An 18,694-nucleotide genomic window follows, 5' to 3' on the forward strand; every position below is an offset into this window, starting at 1 on the left:
GCAGCCAGTGAGAGAACCGATATGGGCGCACAGTGGAAAGCCAAACCGAAAGAAGCAGCAGCCAACGCCAGGGGTAAGATCTTCGGCCGCCTGGTCAAGGAAATCATGGTTGCCGCGCGCAACGGCGCCGACCCGGACACCAACGCCAAGCTGCGCGTTGCCGTGCACGCAGCCAAGAAAGCCTCGATGCCTAAGGACACCCTGGAGCGGGCAATCAAGAAAGGCGCAGGCCTGCTCGGCGAGACCGTCAACTTCGAGCGCACCACCTACGAGGGCTTCGCCCCGCACCAAGTGCCGGTGATCGTCGAATGCCTGACCGACAACGTGAATCGCACTGTGGCAGAAATCCGCGTGCTGTTCCGCAAAGGCCAGATGGGCGCCTCCGGCTCGGTAACCTGGGACTTCAACCACGTCGGCATGATCGAAGCCTCGTCCGATACCGATGCCGATCCAGAGCTGGCGGCCATCGAGGCCGGTGCGCAGGATTTCGAGCCGTCCGATGAAGGCAACACCCTGTTCGTCACCGAAATCACCGACCTCGACGCCGTCTGCCGCGCCCTCCCGGAGCATGGTTTCACCGTCAACGCGGCGAAAATCGGCTACATGCCGAAAAACCCGGTGAGCAGCCTGAGCGATGCGCAAATGGAAGAGGTCGAAGCCTTCCTCGAAGCCCTCGACAACCACGACGACGTGCAGAACGTCTACGTCGGCCTGTCAGGCTGAGCCTCGGGCTGCGGATCTTGCCTGGCCTGATCCGCAGCCCTCGCCAGCACCTTTCTCATGAGCCGCAGCCAGTTCCATCGGCAGCATGCCGAGCGCGCCACAGCCGAAGCCCTGCGCCTGTTGCAGCAACGTGAGGCCATGGGCCCGCATTGGTTGAACTGGGTGGCAGGCGAGCTGTACTCGCTTTCGCCAGCCGAATATGCGGCCATGGTTCGCCGTGAGTTGCAGCAACGCAGCACCCTTTGAGTCATCCTGACATGAGCATTACCCTGACCATTGCCGCTGTCTGCCTACTGGACAACGACGGCCGCCTGCTCCTGGTTCGCAAACGCGACACTCACGCCTTCATGCTCCCCGGTGGCAAGCTGGAAGCCGGAGAAAGCCCGCGAGAAGCCCTGCACCGCGAGCTATATGAAGAACTTGATTTACGCCTGGAAGATGCCAGCCTGAATGAGCTGGGCCGCTTCCTCGCCCCCGCTGCCAACGAGACCAATACACAGGTCGACGCCAGCATTTTCGTCGCGCGCCTGCCCCACCCGGTCAAGCCTGCCGCAGAGCTGGAAGAATTGCGTTGGCATGCAGCGAACAGCCCCCTGACAAGCGATCTGGCCCCTCTTCTGGTCGAGCATGTACTGCCTGCACTCGCCCGGCGAAACGACACAGCCTGAGCGTCGCGCCCGCTCCAATCGCCCTGATCGATAAAGCCAATCAGCCGCCCCTCCTTCGGGCGGCTATGCTGCCGGCATATCCCCGCACACGATCCAGGAGCCACAGCATGAATCCACACGCCACCTCATCGACCACCGAACTGGATGAAGAGACCCTGGCTTTCTCCGAGCGCGTCTTCGACTTAGCCCGTCACGGCGACAGCGCGGCGCTAGAGGCCTTGCTCCAACAAGGCCTGCCAGTTGACCTGCGCAATCACAAGGGCGACAGCCTGTTGATGCTCGCCAGCTACCATGGCCATCTGGAGGCTGCCCGCCTGCTATTGCAGTACAAGGCCGATCCCGAGCTGCGCAACCTCAACGGCCAGACGCCGCTGGCTGGTGTGGCCTTCAAGGGCGACCTGCCCATGCTGCAACTGCTGCTCGAGCAAGGTGCCGATGCCGAAGGCACTACACCGGATGGCAAGACCCCGTTGATGATGGCTGCGATGTTCAACCGGGTAGACGTGATCGACGTGCTGCTCACCCATGGAGCAGATGATCAGCATCAGAACAGCACCGGACTGACTGCCTTGGACGTGGCTCAACGCATGGGTTCACTGCAAGCAGCACAGCGCCTGCAAGAGGCCCGATAACCGGTCGACTGGCTATTGATCCAGAACAAGTCGCCATCGTGATGACCACGTAACATGCGTCCGATAACCATTTCGCGGCCAACAAGGCCCTGCTCGCCCTGCGTGTAAACCCATCCGCCACCGCGAGGTTTACCATGAGCATCACATCAGCCAGCATCTGTTCGGCAGCCGATAGCCTGAAAGGCTTCGTCGGCTTCAACAGCAAGACCGAGCAGTACATCGTGCGCTTCAGCGAGGACTCCTTCGGCCTCGATGTGCCCGAAGCGAGCATTACCCTGGCGTGCGAATTCGTCTGGCACGCCTACCTGGGGGATCTGATGACCCTCAGCCGCAAGCGCCTGCAACTGCTGCTCGACCAGAATATCGATGATCGCCTCAACATCACCGAACCATTGCGCATCTACATGCGCCGTCACGATCTCCCGGAAATAACCGCACAGCGGCGAATACTCAAACCTCGGGAGAACAACACCCCAGCCTAGCTACGTATCCAATTACGCATCCAATTCGTCAGCCCTAGCTGGAAATTGTGCTTTACGCCGCAGAGCCAGGACCTGGTCACCTGCATCAGGGACAGACTGGCATAATGCATGCCCCTTAGTAGGGCATGCCGAGGTGTGCCCAACGATTGAAAGGACTGCAATCGATGCGCTCACGGCTCACGCCGCTGTTCAGATGCGGACTGCTGGCTCTGCTGACCCTACTGCCAGGCTTTGCGCCAGCCGACAATGTGTTGCGTTATCCACGCGCGCCCACCGGCGATGAATTCCGCCATGACTATCCACTGGCCGTCTTGCAACTTGCGCTGGACAAGGCCCACAGCCCGCTGCGCTTGCAACCCTCGGCGTATGGCATGGAGCAGAATCGCGCCCTGCTCAGTCTGGAAGAGAACAGCACCATCGACGTGCTATGGACGATGACCAGCATCGAGCGCGAAGAGCGTCTGATTCCCGTGCGCATCGGAATCGACAAAGGCCTATACGGCTGGCGCCTTGCCATGCTGCGCCAGGGCAGTGAAAACCTGCTGCGTGACGTACGCGACCTCGATGACTTGCGCAAACTGCAGGCCGGCCAGGGACATGACTGGCCGGACACCGACATCCTTCGCCGGCAAGATCTTCCGGTAATGGTGTCCTCCAGCTACGACAGCCTGTTCCGCATGCTTGCTGCCGGGCGCTTCGACTACCTACCACGCTCGGTGATCGAAATCTGGGGAGAACTGAAACACCACCACGCCAAGGGTGTCGTGGCCGATCCCTACCTAGCCCTGCACTACCCAACCGCCACCTACTTCTTCTTTTCGCCACACCGACCGGACCTGGCCGAGACCGTGCGTCAAGGCCTGGAAGCCGCCCTGGCCGATGGTTCGTTCGATCGCCTGTTCCTCCAGCATTTCGGTGCAGCTCTCCAGCAAGCCAGGCTGCACGAGCGCCACCTGATCGAACTGCCGAACCCGCTCTTACCAGCTGCCACACCCCTTGATCGCAAGGAGTTATGGCTCGATCCACGCCAACTGCCGGCTTCTCCTGCAACCCCGTAAAAACCCAGGCCCCTCGAAGACTGTTCATCCCGAACAACAATGTCCCTTATGATGCGGCGCTTTTTCGGGATGCAGTTCAATGCCCATTCGTTGTCTCGTGGTTTTTCTTCTCGCCTGCGCAATCCTTTCTCCGGCCCATGGCCAGCCACCCAGAACCTTCAGCGAGGCCAAGAAAATGGCCTGGCCGTTGTATGCCAAGCAATCCGTCGAGTTCTACTGCGGTTGCCGCTATAGCGGCAACCAGGTCGACCTGCGCAGTTGTGGCTACGTGCCGCGCAAGAATCCGCAACGCGCCAGCCGCATCGAATGGGAGCATGTGAAATATGCCGGTTGTAACATGTTACAAATATAAGTGCATGATTCTAATCATTTTTTATTCTGTAACGCTTTTACCACCTTCCAGCTATTCGCTTACACAGAACTCCAGTCGCTCGACTCTTTCAGAAGATCTTACCGACAGTAGAGACACCTAGCCCAGTTCTGAATCAGATGCACGCTCAGCATTGCCATCAACGGGTACGCCGGGCGAATGCCCTTCCCCTTTGGGTAGTGCGAATCGATCAGGGCAATTAGATTCTTCCACGATACCACCAGGCCCATCTCAATCAGAAACAGCTCCCTGCGGATCTGCTTGCGCTTGCCGACGTACTCGGCTTAGCGCCAGTATTACTTGATCAGCTCAGAATCTCAGATGGCGGTGGCAGAAGGCTTGAAGGATCGCAGGCGAGTTCGCCTGCGATGCGGTAGAGCTTCTCGACGGTAATGTTGACCTCGCCACGCTCGATGCGACCTACATAGCTGCGGTCGAGACTGCACGCCAGCGCCAATGCGTCTTGGGAAATCCGGCAGACCTTCCTCTGCATTCGGATGCGTTCCCCTAACGCTTTCGCCAACTTATCCATGACCGTCTCAATTCAACTTGAGGCGGCACTATCGTGCGTTTGCGGACGCAGAGGCCACGGATTATAATCCGCATTTTCGCGCTAATTCTTCTGGTGCCTCAATGAAATCGGCCTCGCTTATCTTCGACAGGCGTCTGTATGAGCTGCTTCAGGAGCCAGGGCGTACAACGTTTACGACCCGTGAACTGCGCGATGCTTATGCCGCTCGCTTGAGTGGCACACATTTCCGTATCGCCGATGTGCGCCGCTATGTGTATGAGCAGATCCGCCGATTAGTGCGCGCAGGCTGGGTTGTGCTGGATAAGGATCGTCGTGTTCGAGGACAGGTCTACCACCTGCAGCCGATTCCAGTACATCTGCAACTGGAACTGATCGACAACGGTTTTGAGAACAGCCTTATGGTTGCCGGAGTGCCCGAACCAGACACGGCAGTACCCGACGTGGAAGCTTTGCCACTTAAGTCGTCAGCCAATACGGATTTGCAGTTGGAAGCGCTCCACAAGGAAATCCGCTTGGACTTTCTCACCTCAATGGGCGAGGCAGAGCGATTCAAACTGCTTCTGGACGAAATGCCGCATTTCCGGGACAAGCTTGAAGGCGATTACCTGGAAGCCAGGGATCGCAGTTCTCGCCTCTTGGGGCATCTGCGCGCCATCGAAAAGGCCCTCAAAACGCTCGCTGCACCATGATGAGCAGTTCGCTACGGAGCTGGCAGGACAGCTGCATCACTCGGGCGTTGGAGCACTTTACCGTCACGCCGCACTTCTTCTGCCAGGCTACGCCGGGAGCCGGAAAGACACGCATGGCTGCAGAACTGGCCAGCCGACTGCTTGAGCAGGACAGAATCGATTTGGTGCTGTGCTTTGCGCCGTCCTGCCAGGTCGTGGAGGGTTTTCGTTCGACCTTTGCGGCTGTGCTAGGCAGGCGTCTCGACGGCCAGATAGGTGCCGTGGGCGCGGCTTATACCTATCAGGCCATGGAATACCGTGATGAGGGATTCTGGCAGCTGCTTGATGACTACCGGGTGTTCGTGGTCTTCGATGAGATCCACCATTGCGCCGGCCACGATCCGCTGCTCAGCAATGCCTGGGGGCAGCAGATACTGCATCGGATACAGGATCGGGCTGCCTTCACGTTGGCCCTGTCTGGCACGCCCTGGCGTTCGGACGACAAGGCCATCGCATTGGCTCGCTACTCTTCGCCCGAGGGGCATCTGATCTGTGATTACCGTTATGGCTTGAAAGATGCCATTGCCGACGACGTGTGCCGATCACCTCGCATTGTGTTGCTCGACAATCAGAAGGTGAAACTTACGGAAGAGCTTGGCGCGAATAGCTCCGTGAGGCTGTTTCCCAGCATCGCCAAGCTTTTAGGGGAGTCACCTGTCACCTATGAGGAACTTCTGCGTCATGACGAGGTGATCAATCCAATCCTCGATCTTGGCTGCAGCAAGCTGAACGAGCTACGCCAGATCAAACCTGATGCCGCTGGTTTGGTGGTGGCCACAGACATCGAACACGCCCAGCAAGTTACACTGGCTCTAGAAGCAATGGGTGAAGAGTGCCGCATCGTGACCAACAAAACCCCGGATGCGCAGCAGGTGATCAATGCATTCCGGAGCAGCGCCTGCCGCTGGATTGTGGCCGTCGGAATGATCAGCGAAGGTACCGACATTCCCCGCCTGCAAGTGTGCTGCTATCTCAGCCGTATCCGCACCGAACTGCATTACCGGCAAGTGCTGGGACGAGTGCTGCGGCGCACAGGTGAGTCCGACGACCAAGCGTGGCTATTCATGTTAGCGGAGTCAACGCTTCAGGGCTTTGCGGAGCGAATATCGAATGACTTGCCTGATGACCTGGCAGTTTTGAGCGATGTGCAGATGCCTGGTTTTACTCCAGGGTCCAAACCTGAGCCGATGGGCACTTTGGGTCATGTCGAAGGTTTCGGCGGTGCGGGGTTAGGTAGTGCAGAACCGGGTATTGGATCGCAGCCTACGGACATCATTTCGCTGGATGGCTTTGCAATTGAGCCCGCTTACCAGGTCAGCTTTTCCCAGCATTATCGGCAGCAGCTACTGGCTTGTTTTTGATGCTCAGCCAGTCGAGGCAGATCCAATGATGTTGGTGTTCATGATTCCATACCCGGCCGGCGTCGTTTGGAACGTAATCGTGAGGTGTACATGGAGATTAAGTCGCAGGCATTGGTCGATGTCGTTGAGGATGTGATCTGCGACGTGTGCCGCTCTGGCACGGGTATTCCCGGCTACGGTCCCCAATACGGCAAGCTTGAAGCCCAATGGGGATATGGCTCCCCGCATGATGGGCAGCACTACCGGGTGCATCTCTGTGAGCCCTGCTTTTTCAGGGTGCTGAGTGGGTTGCGTCGGGAGCGCATGGTCAATGGTATGTTCGATGATGATCAGCCATTTGCTTCTGAAGATTTTGGTCTGGTCAGCAAAGATAACTACTGGGAAAAAAACTGATTGTAGGGCTGAAAATCCATCAGCCGCACCACGTCGAATCGCGGACAAATTAGGGGTAAGCGCGCGACTTGCCCGTTCTGGTCTCGTAGATTGGAATAACCGAATAAGGAGGTAGCCGCTTTGACCCTTCCGCATGAAAGAACCCGGAGTGTCGTCAAGACCGAAGCTTTTCTCCGCGACCTCTCTCGTAACACTGAGCTACCTGATGACATTCGCAGCTATGCGAAAAGCCTGCTTAGACACTACCCCTCAGCCGATCAAGTTTTCTCGCTGGGGCGCCTCGAAGAGTGCCTAGTAAATGACGCTCAAGATGATGAATATCGGCGAAGGGTGATTGCGTTCCATCAGCCACTTTTCAGTTCGTCGTTAGACTTCACGCTATAGGCGTAAATGCCACGATGCTCAGCACTGATCAAGCCCAGTCGGTATACGCCCGGATTACGCAACGAGTCAAGCGACTACCTAAAGGGCAGCCGTTCAGCATTAGCCGTTTCACAGGGTTTGGAACGAAAAATGCCGTATCCAAGGCAATAGCTCGACTGGTCAAACGAGGCGAACTCGAACGGGTGTATCGTGGGATTTATATGCGCCCGAAACCCGGACTTTACGTTGCCAGGGCTCGTCCCAACCACTGGCAATTGATCAGCGTAATTGCCAGGCAGAAGCACTTGTCTTTACAAATCCATGGTGCCAATGCCGTCAGGAGGTTTGGGCTCAGTACCCAGATGCCGCTTATTCCAATCTTTTACACTAACGGCGCCAGCCGCTCAGTATTCATAGGAAACGCTGAAATCAGGCTAATACATGCGACAACGATGGTCATGCAGCATGCAGGAACTGAGGTAGGGGTGGCTATCAGCGCACTGTATTATCTCGGCAAAGAAGGCTCCACTCCGGAATGCATAGCAGCGATCAAGAAAGGACTCAGACCTGAAGACTTTGTCAAGTTGCTGGCCTGCAAACTACCAAAATGGATGAGCACGGTGTTGAAGGTTGAAAGTGTGAAATAGCGGAATCGCTACCTTACGATGAGCTGCCCGCGCATGGGGGCATTGTCGTCAACGATCCCGCGGCGATCTCCCTACCTACCAGTCCCCTTGGAGGGTCAAGTAGCACGAGCCCGGTGCAAGGCGAACGCCTGGGCACCGGGCTATCGCCATCACACGTAATGCTTGTTCCCTTTGCGCTCAAGCGGACGGCCTTTAAATACATGCGGGCCGTCCATCGTCAACTCGACCCTGTCCCCTTTGCGGGTTAGCCAAGGCGTGGCTTCCGATCCAGTTTTGGAGGTAACGCCACTGGGGCTGATGCGAATTTCGTCGCCATCGATCTCGATCATCCCCAAGACGTAGGTGTAAACCAGGCTACTGAAAAATCCTCCTTTGAATTCGAAGGCACACTCTACGACCTCGTCCCCGTACTCCATCCGCATTTTCGGCTTGAGGGAGGCAACCGACACTGCTCCGTTGTCGACGGCGGAATAGACGCTGCAGACCAGCGCGACTTTGCCGCCCATAAGATGAGAGATGGCTGCATTGATCTCGACGGTTTCGATCCCTGGGGCAGAGGTGCTCGCGCTTACCACATCGCCGGTATGGAACACGAAGGGGTCAGCCTCGAAGGAACCGCGCTTGTCAGGCGCCTGAATGATGGACATCCGACCGTCTGGGCGAAGGATACCGATTCGCAGGTCAAGGTCGTCGTTGTCTCGACCGTCTCCGTTGTCCACCCACCTGGCGCTGACCTTGATGACCTTCGGCGCGGCCGCGCCTTTCTCCAGAGAGACCTTGTGCGTGCTCCCGGGTTTGTCCAAGGTGATCACCGTCTTGGTGATGCTGACCGGTTTCGCAGGGGGCGCGGCTGGGATCGGGGCAGTTGCCGGCTCATCGTCGACCTCGACTCCATACATGCCACAGAGCCCGACCAGGCCCGAGGCGAAACCCTGCCAGACAGAGCGCGCCTTCGCTTGACCGTTTCGGACGTAGAGCTCGAGTACGATGATGCCCGTCTCCCGCTCAAATGCCCCAGGCGCAAGATCCAGCACCTGGTCGCCGGCAAGAACACGTGCGCTGAGGTTTGGTACTCCTGCGAAACCTCCTCCGGTGCCATCTTGGGTCAAGGTGATGGCGATCTTCGAGATAGCGGCTGGCAGGCGACTCAGATCAAAGCTGATGCTGTGACTGATCGAGCCGGCCTGGATGATGGGAGGCGAGAATGCGGCCGCGCCGGACGCATGCTCCGGCGCATTGAAGAAGACCATCCCACTGTCATCGACCACTTTTCCGGAGTCAGTGATGAGGAAGGCCGTCAGGTTCACGTCGAGGTTTGCGCCGGCAGAATGCGTTACCAGCACCTGACCTTTCGACTGGTTGATGGTGGTGTTCTCGCCGGGCTTGAGGGATTGATTCAATTCTGGTCGCCTATTCCTTGGTTTATGTGCAGGCAAAGTAAGCCTGGATTGCATGAAGCGAGGTCCCACACTCGTCCATTCAGGGCCGAATCTCCAAAGTGAAGTGTAACTAGAGAAGGGAAAGGTTGAAGCCAATCCGGGCTGCAGGATACTGAGCAATAAAACTGATTTGTGGGATGCGGAAGACATTGATGCCGCCGAGGCTGAATCAGCATGAGGCGCGATGACCGCGCCTCATGAGTTGACTTAAGCAACGCTTGCGGTCGAGTCAAAAGCTAGGCATTCAGAAACAGAGATGAACTCTTGCCGTCGGCACAGCCAAGCCGAAAGGAAGGTGTAGGCAGTAGTGAGCACGGAGATCATGGCCATCGTTTCTTTCTTCTCCCGTCGGTTCCTTGCATTCGCTCTCGCCTGGGACTCCCCTTTGTACTTGGTGCTTAAGAATAGCGATGCCACCAGTACGCCTATTACTGCATAGAATACTGACACCAGAGTCATCTTGGCGATGAGCGACAAGCTGATGCTCATCCATCCCTGATTGGTTCGCACAGACGCATACACCGCGAACATCAATGCAAACATGAAACCCGTGAGGCCTGCCACCATTGCGAGTTGACGAGGCAGCTCGAGCCAGTTCATCAAGAAGGCCAGTACCACGCCTGCAGCCGGCAAGAGGTTCGTAATCGCGGCATCCGTGTAGTCGTTGTAGATGGTTGTTTGCCCCTGATGGTGTCTCCACATCGCCCAAGCTGTCAGAAGTGCCCCCGCCAGCAGCAAGTACTTCCAGGCCGGGCTAGATTTGAACTGCTGCCACAGAGTCTTCTCCGGCGAGCGGTATGACGGCGAGGACGAGGTTGCACTCGAAGCTGGCGCAACCTTTTGAGGGGGTTGGTACTGCGGCATCTGGGCTGGTACCTGCTGGTGCTCTCCAGCACGTTGAGTTTCGAGCGCTTGGGCGGCCTGAGCACGCTGCTGGAGTTCGATGATTGCCAACTGGCGCTGATTCTCGATCTGCGCCTGTCGAGCTGCTTCTTCAGTCGCTAGACGCTCCGCAGTTTGCCGCTGCCTGATGGCCTCCGCTTCCTGGTGCTTGTTCAGCTGGGCATGGGCTAAAGCCGATGCAGCCTTACCCTTCTCCGCCGTCACATATTGATCAAGCGCCTGGATGCGGGCGCCGATAGTGCTGTCGAGGCACTGCTGGTCAGTACACGCATTCCTTGTCGCGAGCCATTCACGTTGCGACTGACGGACCGCATCAGACTGGCCAGGATTTACCTCCAGGGCGGTCTTATAGGATCTAGCTAACCACTCGTCCAACCCGGACAGGTAGCCATCACGGCAGATTTCTGTTTCGGGGAAGCTGCTGGCCTTGGAGCAGTCAAAGCTTGCTGCCACAGTTTGGCCGGCCAGGAGGGCCAGAAGCAGACCGGAGACTGCTGCACGAAGTTGCATCGAGATCATCCTTTACTTGTTGATCGCCTATTTGCGTTATTGGCGGCCCAGGGTGGTTTATGCACCCCGTTAACCATAACGCCCGAGCCGAATGATGCCAGTTAGCCGGCATCTGGCACAGTCTCCCCTTGTGCCGTTACAGTGAAGGCTCAAGTCGCGAAGGATAATCTCCGATGTCAACCGAATTCTCTAGCCCCGCAACCACGTAAGCAACTGCACATTGGCTACTTCCGGGGGGTGATGCTGCACTGGCCGCATACGTGGTTGCTTTGCACAACACCACCCGCGGCCCTCATTAGCTCCTAGCGGCTGGAGGATATCCTCAGGAACCCCCTACTCTGGCAACCTTCCACAGTTGCACTAAATCCGATGCCCTATCCCGGAGAAGAGTTGCGGCGTCGGAGCACGCTGATTCGAGCGTCATGGGGACGATAGAGAAAACGGAAAAAATCGTACGTTAAGCGTACGGCCTGTCAGGTTGAGGCCCTAGAGGTTGCCGGCGAGGCGTCAGAAAATGCTGGAATCGGCCCTATCCTGACGCAGCCCAAGGTTCCGGCCTGACGCCTAGTTAGGGCATACCCTAACTGTGTCATTTTCAGAAGACGACTGCACCAGTTGATTGGGCGTAATGGCTGTTGTGCAGCCAGCTCCTGACAGTTCAATATCAGAAGTGATCTGCACCAATCTCGACTATGCTCAATACTCGTGTGCACCAAAGCGAGGTGAGCATGGCGACGGACACCCCACGGATTCCAGAACAAGGCGTGGCCACTCTGCCTGATGAGGCTTGGGAGCGTGCGCGCCGTCGTGCGGAGATCATCAGTCCGTTGGCGCAGTCGGAGACGGTCGGGCACGAAGCGGCCGATATGGCGGCTCAGGCGCTGGGCTTGTCTCGGCGCCAGGTATACGTTCTGATCCGGCGTGCCCGGCAAGGCAGCGGCCTCGTGACGGATCTGGTGCCCGGCCAGTCCGGTGGAGGTAAAGGTAAGGGGCGCTTGCCGGAACCGGTCGAGCGCGTCATCCACGAGCTACTGCAAAAGCGGTTCCTGACCAAGCAGAAGCGCAGCCTAGCGGCCTTTCACCGCGAAGTCACTCAGGTGTGCAAGGCTCAAAAACTGCGAGTGCCGGCGCGCAATACCGTGGCCTTACGGATCGCTAGCCTTGACCCGCGCAAGGTCATCCGCCGGCGGGAAGGCCAGGATGCCGCTCGATTTCTGCCCTTCATGACCGGCAGCTGTCGGCCAGCCGGGTGCGCTCTAAAGCGTCCAGGGAATTGGGGGCTTTCAGTACGGGAGCAGGTATTTACCCTGCGAGATCGACTGAAGGTGATTCATATAGCTGTTGAGTCCTTCGAGGACCTCTCCGATTTTGTTTGGGTTAGCTCTACCAAAAATTACGCTGAGGGCCACGTTCACGTCGGGTCTCGCCCGAATCCTTTGCGAAACCAGGTCGAAACCCGAACGCTGCACAATCAAATAAATTGCTTCCTCAAGGGTAATGATCTTTTCCCAGAGGCTATCTACGATGGGTACTTCTGATATCTCAGAGAGGGCGATAAGGGCTCGTTTATCGCCGGTGATGAGGGCGTCGTCTTCGTCTTGGCTTACGGCCGCAAACAAGATCGCTTCTCCGCTGTCGATATCCGGCCGATTTAGCTCGAGGATCGTATTAGCCGAGTCGGTGACTACTTGGACCTCTGTCGCAGCCTCGACGAGCCGCTGAGCCGTCACAACAGCGTCTTGTGATCCCAATTTCTTTAGGGCGGCGTCGGGTTTGTTAAGCCTGAGCTGAAAACGAAGCTGTGGAAGTATCGCGAAGTCGCTGAGCGGGCACTCAAGAGCGAGCGCAAGCTCGTCTAGAAGCAAGTACTGACAAAGGGACTTGGCTGCGTCGCTATCAAGTAGGTACACGTGTGACTGACCCGAAGCCTTGGATAGCTAGCACGTGCTCCCGATTCTCGTCGCTAAGAGCTCCGAGATCGGTACTTTGCATGAACCACTGATTAAGCACCTCGATCGCCCCTCTGGGGTCTGCGATATAACCCAAGGCCTGATTTGCTCGGGCCCAATCGTCATTCTCTCTGGCGTAGGAAAGAATTAGGTGGCCGGGGTCGACTCCAAGTTGTTCTCCAGCTATGACAGCATTCGAGGCTAGTACTGCTGCGGAGTCTGGTCGTCCGATAGCTTTAAGCACGTTTGTATGCCCGTTCCTCAAAAGTGCGAGAGCGAAAGAGTCAGCCTCTTTCTCCTCCGCATCCTTCCTGGTGGCGTCACTCCCGGCCAAGGCATCGGTGACTTCGGCAATGTCCTCGTCTATGAGAACACCATTTTCACCGACGTGGCCGCATACGATATGAGCGAGTTCATGTGCTAGGACGAACAACTGTCGAGCGTGCTGGGGGCTATTAAATCCTAAAACAATTGCGGGTCTGCCTTGAACGCTAACGGCCATACCTGTCATCCGCTTCGACGTTTTGGGCAAATCCTTGAGAAACAACACAGGAATGCCCTGAGCCCAGCAAAGCGCCAGAAGCCCTTCAAAACCTACGCTATTCGTACCCGAGATCTGGCGAACTAGGTGCCCGATATAATTCGGGTCAGGGGGTAAGGGGCTGTATGGGGCTCCGGCACTGAAAATTGAAAGTCGAGCCAACGCCATGCCAAGGCTGGCCGCTATGTTTAGCGCCCCTTCCTCTGTACCTCTTCTTCGCTTGAATCGAGCGTTGGGCGTAGCCGCGTCGATTGCAAGACTGCCGTCTTGGGCAAAATTTACAACCAAGCCCAAGCGTTGCTTAAGCAACAGTGCAAATTGGAAGGCTCCAGCGCTGGTCTTGAAGAGGCTGTGATCCCACCAATCGGGCAATAGTCTCTCAACATAAGGGCGCGGATATCCTGCAGCCTTAAGACTTTCGAAGGCGGACTTCACTGTTATTGGAGTCGTTGCGTCATGCATAGCACCCTCCCATAACATTAGATTCCAGCATCATTTTCACATGCAGGCCCTTCGGTGGGCAAAGAGCAGTTCAGCAAGGCGACGAGCGTGCTCCTCACTGCCATCCCACACGTTTGCCAAACTATCCATCAAGACATCTGAAGTCCGAGGGTCAGGCAATTCCAGCTCTAGCGAGATTTTTGCATAAATGCATAATTCCCGGTGAGTCTTTGTAACCCGCTTCGGCTTGCCAAAAAGGTTGCGGTGAATCTGTGGCTGGCCTAATCCAGAGGCATTCGCTATTGAGGTGCTCGTCCTTTGTCCGTGGGACGCAAAGAAAGCGAGGAGCTCTGCGACGATTTTGGTTTTGCTTTTCATGCATTTCATAAAGTATAAAATAGCATAAATGCATGGTTTTGGTGGTCGGTGGCATTACCCAAGCCACCCATCGCCGTATGAGATAAACTGACTAGCTGTCCGGCAGGACGCCGGCGGCCATCGAGAATTGGATAATGCGCGAAGCGGAGATCAAACGAGCACTCACTCACTACTTGGATACCTCGTTGGGTATCCACCCTGGCTTGTTCCTGGAGGAGCTACAGCTTAGTGGCGGTGAGGTTCGTGCAGACCTTGTCCACATCTACGATATGCATTGCTATGAGATTAAGAGTGAGGCCGACTCCTTGAAGCGCCTTATCGGTCAAGGATCCCGTTACGCTCGAGTTTTTGATCGCATCACGTTAGTGACTGCGGAATGCCATCTGAAAAACGCGCTTCCCTTGTTGCCGCCGTGGTGGGGGATCATCCTTGTCCCTGAGGTGCCTGAGGCGGGGTTTAAGCATGTTCGGGCCGCAAGACCTAATAAGCGCCACGAACCTGAGGTGCTTGCCTCCCTACTCAAGCGAGACGAGGCGCTTCACCTCTTGACCGAAATGGGTAAGGTTCGAGGCTGGAAGAGCAAGAGCCTATATCTCATTCAGGCATATATCGCAGAGCTGCTCACACTTCCCGAGCTCAAGAACAATGTTCGGGACTACCTCCTCAAACGGGTCGAGGAAGCTACACCTCAATTTTCAGCCTGCCCGGCCTAGTACTGTTCCTTAATCACCGTCGCAAGGTGATGACACCAACCTTCAGTGAAGTGGAAGAGGCCTGCATTCTTCTTTTTGATTGCCGGATTCGCTCGATCTGCAATTAATTCGTCCCCATAGGAATACTCTCGGCCTTTGAAGGAGGCTGCATGCACGGTCACCATCAAAGTCGAGATAGCAACTGAATGCTCTGACTTGCTTCCGTCAGCTCGCAACACCAACCAGTCAAGGTTCCTTGCATAGCGAATGGCAACACGGCCGCCGCGGCGAGTTAGTGTCTCCTCAGTCCAGCGCGGAGATATCGTCCCATAGTCTGAATATCCGAGAAGCAGTCCGGGAGCGTTGGTATTCAGCGCGGCCCATAGAGACCAGTCTCGGCGTGGCAAGTTAGCTACCGTTTTTACGGCCGCAAGACTCTCGGGGAACGCACCTGATGCCACATGAATTTGGGAAAACCCTGCGTTCTTGAACGCCGCCATCATGCCTGTAAAGGCGGGTACCTCTGCGGCTTCCCAAGCGGGAGTAACACCTAGATCGACCATAAGATGAATACGGTTGCCAGGCCTTGATAGTACCTGTGCGGCCATCATCGTCTGGGTGTAGTGCTCAGCATTAACTGTTAATCCACTGATACGTAAGCGTAGGAAAATCTCAGGGAAGGATTGCACTAGACCAAGTAGCGCAGGGCGTAGCAGAGGGGCATCTAACGGATTGATAACTGGAAGAGTTGGAAAGCCGTTAGCTTTTGCGATCTGAAGGAACGCCTCAAATTCTAAAGGACGAATGCCAACGAGCCGCCCTTCGGGATTCGCATAATCTACCAATGCAGGGGCTCCCCAAGCTGTTTGGAAATTCCCTACCAGGCTGCTGTGTTGATTCGAGTGACGGACCTCGATGCAGGGGCGAACGTAGGGCTTAACGTCTCCCCGAGTCTGAAGCAGAGCTCTCTGCTCCCAGGACTGCCACTTAATGATCGGAATGTAGTAAGGGTGGTTGGGGAATCTAAGTGCCATATGCCTTCCTTGGGATCGCGTAGTGGTCCAATCGCTTTTATCACGAAGGGTGGCACTTTGAAATCACCGCAGATAGGTTGAGATCCAATTGCTATTCCGGCTCTAGCATTTGACTTAGCGTCGGGATCTTGCTGGCGCTGCTTAGCGTTCATCATTGATGGCGTCTGGTCAATTTGACGTAGTTAAGGCGCTTTCAGCAAGTTCCGCTTCTGGCCGCTCTCTGCCGGCCGTGACAGGAAGATGCGGGAAAAAAGCAGACATTATGCTTTTCATAGAGCATCTTCAGGCATCTGATAGGATCAACCAAATACCTACAATAATACTGGTCGTTTAACTTCATGAACGCGATGCACAGTTCTGACAATGTCACTTTTTCGGCACCTCCTATCAGCGTGGCAATTGCCGACGATAGCTACCTTATTCGCGAGGGCTTGTCGCAGATTCTTGCCCAGTCTCCAAGAGTTCGTGTAGTCGGGCTTTATGCTGACCCAACCGCGCTGCTTGCAGCGGTAGAAGCAAATCCACCACAGGTTGTCATGACAGACATCCGCATGCCGCCTACGCAAACGGATGAGGGCATGCGAGTAGCAGAACATCTGCGCCAGAGCCATCCGGATATAGGCGTAATCGTGCTGAGCCAACATGGCAGCTCACAGTATGCAACCGAGCTACTGGAGAAAGGGGCATCTGGGCGTGGATACCTGTTAAAGGATCGTATTCACGACCTCGATCATCTGGTGTCTACCATTCATGCGGTTGCAACTGGTGAGTGTCGAATTGATACGCAACTAATTGAATCCCTGCTGTCGCGCAAGCACCAGCGCTCCCCCTTAGAAGAGCTAACACCACGCCAGCGGGAAATCATGGCCGACCTTGCGACAGGTAAGAGCAACCTTGCCATTGCGCGCGACAGGGGAGTAACCCAGCGGGCGGTGGAAAAACATATAAGCGAGATTTTCGGCCGCCTTGGCTTGGCCAACGACGAAAGCATCAGCCGCCGGGTACAAGCGACGCTGCTTTATTTATCACGTAACGGCCAATGAAAAGCCTAAAACCCTGGCTCGCTATCCTCGGTGGAGGCACGGTAACCATAGTTGCCGGGATCATGGCGACAGGCGCGGGCTCGACACGAATAATCGACGCCTTGATGGCCGGCGTTGGCGTGATGTTGGTTTCCGGCGTGGCGATGACCGTGCGCGCCCGCTACCCACAACGCCCGCTCTGGATATTGCTCGGAATGCTCGCTGTAGCTTACGCGCTTCATCCCCTAATTTATTCGACCAATGATCTGCTCTATACGATTGGCAGAACCGTTCGCCCCTGTGCTGAAGCGCTGCTGGTGTGGGTGGTGCTGACCTTCCCGACTGGGCGCATCACCGACCGACGTGAGGGTATGCTGATTGGCGCAGCTATCGCTGCTATTGCCTTGCTATGGCTACCCAGCGTGATGCTGACTCCGCACGTGCCGCGCTTCGGCCCACTGCCCTCCTGCACTGACGTGTGCCAGGACAATTTACTGTTTATTGCCGACCACCCTACCTGGTCCAACCTCCTGCTGAATGCCTTTCGCATCGTCAACACAGGCATCCTGATCGCGACCAGCCTGTACTTGCTACAGCGACTGCGACAGGCCTCCACACTGATGCGTCGCTCGCTCGCCCCCGTACTACTCGCCTCTGTCGCCCGCACGCTATGCATGGCGTTTTTCCTGACAACCGGGACTGGCTTGTTGTTGCTTACCTTTACCTTCTGGGCCGTTCCGTTAGCTATTGCCTTGGGCTTGCTGCGCAGCCGGCTCTACACCGCCCAAGCGCTACATCGGTTAGTGACCGGATTAAGGCGCCGGCCGAACCTGCAAGGCCTGAAAACCATGATGGCGAATGCTCTGGATGACCCATCACTGGAGCTAGGTATTTGGGAGCCAAACACTGGGCGCTGGATTAACTCATCCCAACAAGTCGTGCCGTTACCCGAACCAAGTGCCAAGGAGCAAGCCGTACGCGTACTGCATGACCTCAATGACCAACCTAGCGCAATCCTGATTCATAACCGCGCCTTGTTGGAAGAGCCGATGTTGCTGGAGGCAGTTGTTAGCTCGATCCATAACGCCATCGTCAATTGGCAATTCGAATCTGCCTTGGCCGGTGCCCATGCCCATTCTGAAACTGTCGCGGAAGAGGAGCGCCGCCGGCTTGAACAAGACCTACACGATGGTGCACAGCAACGCTTACTCGCGCTGCGTATGAAGATCAGCGTGACCAGACGCCTGGTCGATAGCGATCCGAGCCGAGCGGATGCACTGCTAGTGGAAATGGCAACGGACATTGATGCCGCCATCACCGAACTGCGTACGCTGGCACATGGCCTTACTCCGCCACTACTGGCTGAGCGAGGACTGGCAGCAGCCTTGGGAGAGGCCGCCAATAATGCGGGCTTGCCAGTAGTCACGGACTTTCAAGCACCGAGACGCGAAAGCCCGCTCGCCGAACGAGCAATTTACTTCTGCTGTGTCGAAGCCCTACAGAACGCAGCTAAACATGCAGGAGCAGGGGCAACGGCGAAAGTTACATTGCGCCAAGAACGGGATGGGATTTCGTTCGCTGTGGTGGACAGCGGCTGCAGCAACAGGCACCCGCTGAATCTCAATGAAGGCCAAGGGATCGCCAGCATGCGCTCGCGCATGCTGGCGATAGGAGGAGAGCTCGAAATCAGCATCTCCTCAACAGGTGGTTTGAGCGTCGTCGGGCGAATCCCCTGCGCGAAGGACAATGTCCAGGGGATGGCGAAAAATAGCGCGCTACAGCTGCTTCCGAAGCACCATAAGCGAGCCTCTAACATGTCCTAAAGCTA

General features: G+C 56.4%; 20 protein-coding genes and 2 pseudogenes. 16 read left to right on the forward strand and 6 right to left on the reverse strand.

The window, feature by feature from the left end; genetic code table 11:
- Window positions 1-21: 21 nt before the first annotated feature.
- From ACWPW0_RS14075 to ACWPW0_RS14105, 7 genes and pseudogenes are all read left to right on the forward strand, one after another.
- Complete coding sequence (locus ACWPW0_RS14075) at window positions 22-723, forward strand: YebC/PmpR family DNA-binding transcriptional regulator (protein WP_447592469.1); 702 nt, start codon at window positions 22-24, stop codon at window positions 721-723.
- Between the two features lie 57 nt (window positions 724-780).
- Window positions 781-969: a hypothetical protein gene (locus ACWPW0_RS14080; protein ID WP_454255644.1), complete on the forward strand. Its 189-nt coding sequence runs from the start codon at window positions 781-783 to the stop codon at window positions 967-969.
- Between the two features lie 11 nt (window positions 970-980).
- Entirely contained in the window at window positions 981-1,391 is a 411-nt protein-coding gene (locus tag ACWPW0_RS14085; protein WP_454255645.1) for an NUDIX hydrolase, read from the forward strand.
- Between the two features lie 107 nt (window positions 1,392-1,498).
- The gene (locus ACWPW0_RS14090) at window positions 1,499-2,023 is read left to right on the forward strand and encodes an ankyrin repeat domain-containing protein (RefSeq protein ID WP_454255646.1); all 525 of its coding nucleotides are present in this window, start codon (window positions 1,499-1,501) and stop codon (window positions 2,021-2,023) included.
- 134 nt (window positions 2,024-2,157) lie between these two features.
- The gene (locus tag ACWPW0_RS14095) at window positions 2,158-2,505 is read left to right on the forward strand and encodes a DUF2025 family protein (protein WP_447592476.1); all 348 of its coding nucleotides are present in this window, start codon (window positions 2,158-2,160) and stop codon (window positions 2,503-2,505) included.
- 164 nt (window positions 2,506-2,669) lie between these two features.
- Window positions 2,670-3,563, forward strand: coding sequence for a substrate-binding periplasmic protein (locus tag ACWPW0_RS14100; RefSeq protein WP_454255647.1), 894 nt, complete (start codon window positions 2,670-2,672; stop codon window positions 3,561-3,563).
- Between the two features lie 79 nt (window positions 3,564-3,642).
- Window positions 3,643-3,882 (forward strand): annotated as a pseudogene (locus ACWPW0_RS14105) (deoxyribonuclease); the annotation flags it as partial.
- 155 nt (window positions 3,883-4,037) lie between these two features.
- Here ACWPW0_RS14105 and ACWPW0_RS14110 read toward each other — a convergent pair.
- Window positions 4,038-4,190 (reverse strand): annotated as a pseudogene (locus tag ACWPW0_RS14110) (IS5/IS1182 family transposase); the annotation flags it as partial.
- Window positions 4,191-4,237: 47 nt separating this feature from the next.
- Window positions 4,238-4,465, reverse strand: a complete 228-nt coding sequence (locus ACWPW0_RS14115) for a helix-turn-helix domain-containing protein (RefSeq protein WP_003119937.1) — start codon at window positions 4,463-4,465, stop codon at window positions 4,238-4,240.
- A 101-nt stretch (window positions 4,466-4,566) separates the two neighbouring features.
- Between ACWPW0_RS14115 and ACWPW0_RS14120 the strand changes: the two genes are divergently transcribed.
- From ACWPW0_RS14120 to ACWPW0_RS14140, 5 genes are all read left to right on the forward strand, one after another.
- Entirely contained in the window at window positions 4,567-5,154 is a 588-nt protein-coding gene (locus tag ACWPW0_RS14120) for a hypothetical protein (protein WP_003090691.1), read from the forward strand.
- Window positions 5,154-6,554 (forward strand): DEAD/DEAH box helicase, encoded by a 1,401-nt coding sequence (locus ACWPW0_RS14125; RefSeq protein WP_003090692.1) that lies wholly within the window; start codon window positions 5,154-5,156, stop codon window positions 6,552-6,554. The genes ACWPW0_RS14120 and ACWPW0_RS14125 overlap by 1 nt, the downstream gene beginning before the upstream one ends.
- Before the next feature lie 90 nt (window positions 6,555-6,644).
- Window positions 6,645-6,947 carry a hypothetical protein gene (locus ACWPW0_RS14130; RefSeq protein ID WP_023083424.1) on the forward strand — a complete coding sequence of 101 codons (303 nt, stop codon included), beginning with the start codon at window positions 6,645-6,647 and terminating at the stop codon, window positions 6,945-6,947.
- A gap of 120 nt (window positions 6,948-7,067) precedes the next feature.
- The gene (locus ACWPW0_RS14135) at window positions 7,068-7,331 is read left to right on the forward strand and encodes a BPSL0761 family protein (RefSeq protein WP_041104676.1); all 264 of its coding nucleotides are present in this window, start codon (window positions 7,068-7,070) and stop codon (window positions 7,329-7,331) included.
- 14 nt (window positions 7,332-7,345) lie between these two features.
- The gene (locus ACWPW0_RS14140) at window positions 7,346-7,957 is read left to right on the forward strand and encodes a DUF6088 family protein (protein ID WP_023083423.1); all 612 of its coding nucleotides are present in this window, start codon (window positions 7,346-7,348) and stop codon (window positions 7,955-7,957) included.
- Between the two features lie 149 nt (window positions 7,958-8,106).
- Here the strand turns inward: ACWPW0_RS14140 and ACWPW0_RS14145 are convergent, their stop codons facing one another.
- Together ACWPW0_RS14145 and ACWPW0_RS14150 are read right to left on the reverse strand one after the other, a co-directional pair.
- Window positions 8,107-9,357 carry a TerD family protein gene (locus ACWPW0_RS14145; RefSeq protein WP_003090694.1) on the reverse strand — a complete coding sequence of 417 codons (1,251 nt, stop codon included), beginning with the start codon at window positions 9,355-9,357 and terminating at the stop codon, window positions 8,107-8,109.
- Between the two features lie 246 nt (window positions 9,358-9,603).
- Window positions 9,604-10,809 carry a lysozyme inhibitor LprI family protein gene (locus tag ACWPW0_RS14150; RefSeq protein WP_023098557.1) on the reverse strand — a complete coding sequence of 402 codons (1,206 nt, stop codon included), beginning with the start codon at window positions 10,807-10,809 and terminating at the stop codon, window positions 9,604-9,606.
- A gap of 728 nt (window positions 10,810-11,537) precedes the next feature.
- Between ACWPW0_RS14150 and ACWPW0_RS14155 the strand changes: the two genes are divergently transcribed.
- Complete coding sequence (locus tag ACWPW0_RS14155; RefSeq protein WP_454255648.1) at window positions 11,538-12,347, forward strand: helix-turn-helix domain-containing protein; 810 nt, start codon at window positions 11,538-11,540, stop codon at window positions 12,345-12,347.
- 358 nt (window positions 12,348-12,705) lie between these two features.
- Here the strand turns inward: ACWPW0_RS14155 and ACWPW0_RS14160 are convergent, their stop codons facing one another.
- The gene (locus tag ACWPW0_RS14160) at window positions 12,706-13,761 is read right to left on the reverse strand and encodes an ImmA/IrrE family metallo-endopeptidase (RefSeq protein WP_160328544.1); all 1,056 of its coding nucleotides are present in this window, start codon (window positions 13,759-13,761) and stop codon (window positions 12,706-12,708) included.
- 491 nt (window positions 13,762-14,252) lie between these two features.
- Between ACWPW0_RS14160 and ACWPW0_RS14165 the strand changes: the two genes are divergently transcribed.
- Window positions 14,253-14,831, forward strand: coding sequence for a sce7726 family protein (locus tag ACWPW0_RS14165; protein WP_024014379.1), 579 nt, complete (start codon window positions 14,253-14,255; stop codon window positions 14,829-14,831).
- Here the strand turns inward: ACWPW0_RS14165 and ACWPW0_RS14170 are convergent.
- The gene (locus ACWPW0_RS14170; protein WP_071542629.1) at window positions 14,828-15,844 is read right to left on the reverse strand and encodes a beta family protein; all 1,017 of its coding nucleotides are present in this window, start codon (window positions 15,842-15,844) and stop codon (window positions 14,828-14,830) included. The genes ACWPW0_RS14165 and ACWPW0_RS14170 overlap by 4 nt on opposite strands.
- 338 nt (window positions 15,845-16,182) lie before the next feature.
- On the opposite strand from ACWPW0_RS14170, the gene ACWPW0_RS14175 reads away from it, so the two are divergent.
- Together ACWPW0_RS14175 and ACWPW0_RS14180 are read left to right on the forward strand one after the other, a co-directional pair.
- The gene (locus ACWPW0_RS14175; protein ID WP_196644563.1) at window positions 16,183-16,887 is read left to right on the forward strand and encodes a response regulator transcription factor; all 705 of its coding nucleotides are present in this window, start codon (window positions 16,183-16,185) and stop codon (window positions 16,885-16,887) included.
- Window positions 16,884-18,689, forward strand: coding sequence for a sensor histidine kinase (locus tag ACWPW0_RS14180; protein ID WP_024014389.1), 1,806 nt, complete (start codon window positions 16,884-16,886; stop codon window positions 18,687-18,689). Before ACWPW0_RS14175 ends, ACWPW0_RS14180 begins: the two co-directional genes overlap by 4 nt.
- The last annotated feature ends 5 nt before the right edge of the window (window positions 18,690-18,694 follow it).

Source organism: Pseudomonas sp. Marseille-Q8238, from assembly GCF_965111915.1.

What these genes read in the sequence shown, in the direction of transcription:
- ACWPW0_RS14075 (WP_447592469.1), top strand. Translation starts at nt 22, where the DNA reads ATGGGCGCACAGTGGAAAGCCAAACCGAAAGAAGCAGCAGCCAACGCC.
- ACWPW0_RS14080 (WP_454255644.1), top strand. Translation starts at nt 781, where the DNA reads ATGAGCCGCAGCCAGTTCCATCGGCAGCATGCCGAGCGCGCCACAGCC.
- ACWPW0_RS14085 (WP_454255645.1), top strand. Translation starts at nt 981, where the DNA reads ATGAGCATTACCCTGACCATTGCCGCTGTCTGCCTACTGGACAACGAC.
- ACWPW0_RS14090 (WP_454255646.1), top strand. Translation starts at nt 1,499, where the DNA reads ATGAATCCACACGCCACCTCATCGACCACCGAACTGGATGAAGAGACC.
- ACWPW0_RS14095 (WP_447592476.1), top strand. Translation starts at nt 2,158, where the DNA reads ATGAGCATCACATCAGCCAGCATCTGTTCGGCAGCCGATAGCCTGAAA.
- ACWPW0_RS14100 (WP_454255647.1), top strand. Translation starts at nt 2,670, where the DNA reads ATGCGCTCACGGCTCACGCCGCTGTTCAGATGCGGACTGCTGGCTCTG.
- ACWPW0_RS14115 (WP_003119937.1), bottom strand. Translation starts at nt 4,465, where the DNA reads ATGGATAAGTTGGCGAAAGCGTTAGGGGAACGCATCCGAATGCAGAGG.
- ACWPW0_RS14120 (WP_003090691.1), top strand. Translation starts at nt 4,567, where the DNA reads ATGAAATCGGCCTCGCTTATCTTCGACAGGCGTCTGTATGAGCTGCTT.
- ACWPW0_RS14125 (WP_003090692.1), top strand. Translation starts at nt 5,154, where the DNA reads ATGAGCAGTTCGCTACGGAGCTGGCAGGACAGCTGCATCACTCGGGCG.
- ACWPW0_RS14130 (WP_023083424.1), top strand. Translation starts at nt 6,645, where the DNA reads ATGGAGATTAAGTCGCAGGCATTGGTCGATGTCGTTGAGGATGTGATC.
- ACWPW0_RS14140 (WP_023083423.1), top strand. Translation starts at nt 7,346, where the DNA reads ATGCTCAGCACTGATCAAGCCCAGTCGGTATACGCCCGGATTACGCAA.
- ACWPW0_RS14150 (WP_023098557.1), bottom strand. Translation starts at nt 10,809, where the DNA reads ATGCAACTTCGTGCAGCAGTCTCCGGTCTGCTTCTGGCCCTCCTGGCC.
- ACWPW0_RS14155 (WP_454255648.1), top strand. Translation starts at nt 11,538, where the DNA reads ATGGCGACGGACACCCCACGGATTCCAGAACAAGGCGTGGCCACTCTG.
- ACWPW0_RS14160 (WP_160328544.1), bottom strand. Translation starts at nt 13,761, where the DNA reads ATGCATGACGCAACGACTCCAATAACAGTGAAGTCCGCCTTCGAAAGT.
- ACWPW0_RS14165 (WP_024014379.1), top strand. Translation starts at nt 14,253, where the DNA reads ATGCGCGAAGCGGAGATCAAACGAGCACTCACTCACTACTTGGATACC.
- ACWPW0_RS14170 (WP_071542629.1), bottom strand. Translation starts at nt 15,844, where the DNA reads ATGGCACTTAGATTCCCCAACCACCCTTACTACATTCCGATCATTAAG.
- ACWPW0_RS14175 (WP_196644563.1), top strand. Translation starts at nt 16,183, where the DNA reads ATGAACGCGATGCACAGTTCTGACAATGTCACTTTTTCGGCACCTCCT.
- ACWPW0_RS14180 (WP_024014389.1), top strand. Translation starts at nt 16,884, where the DNA reads ATGAAAAGCCTAAAACCCTGGCTCGCTATCCTCGGTGGAGGCACGGTA.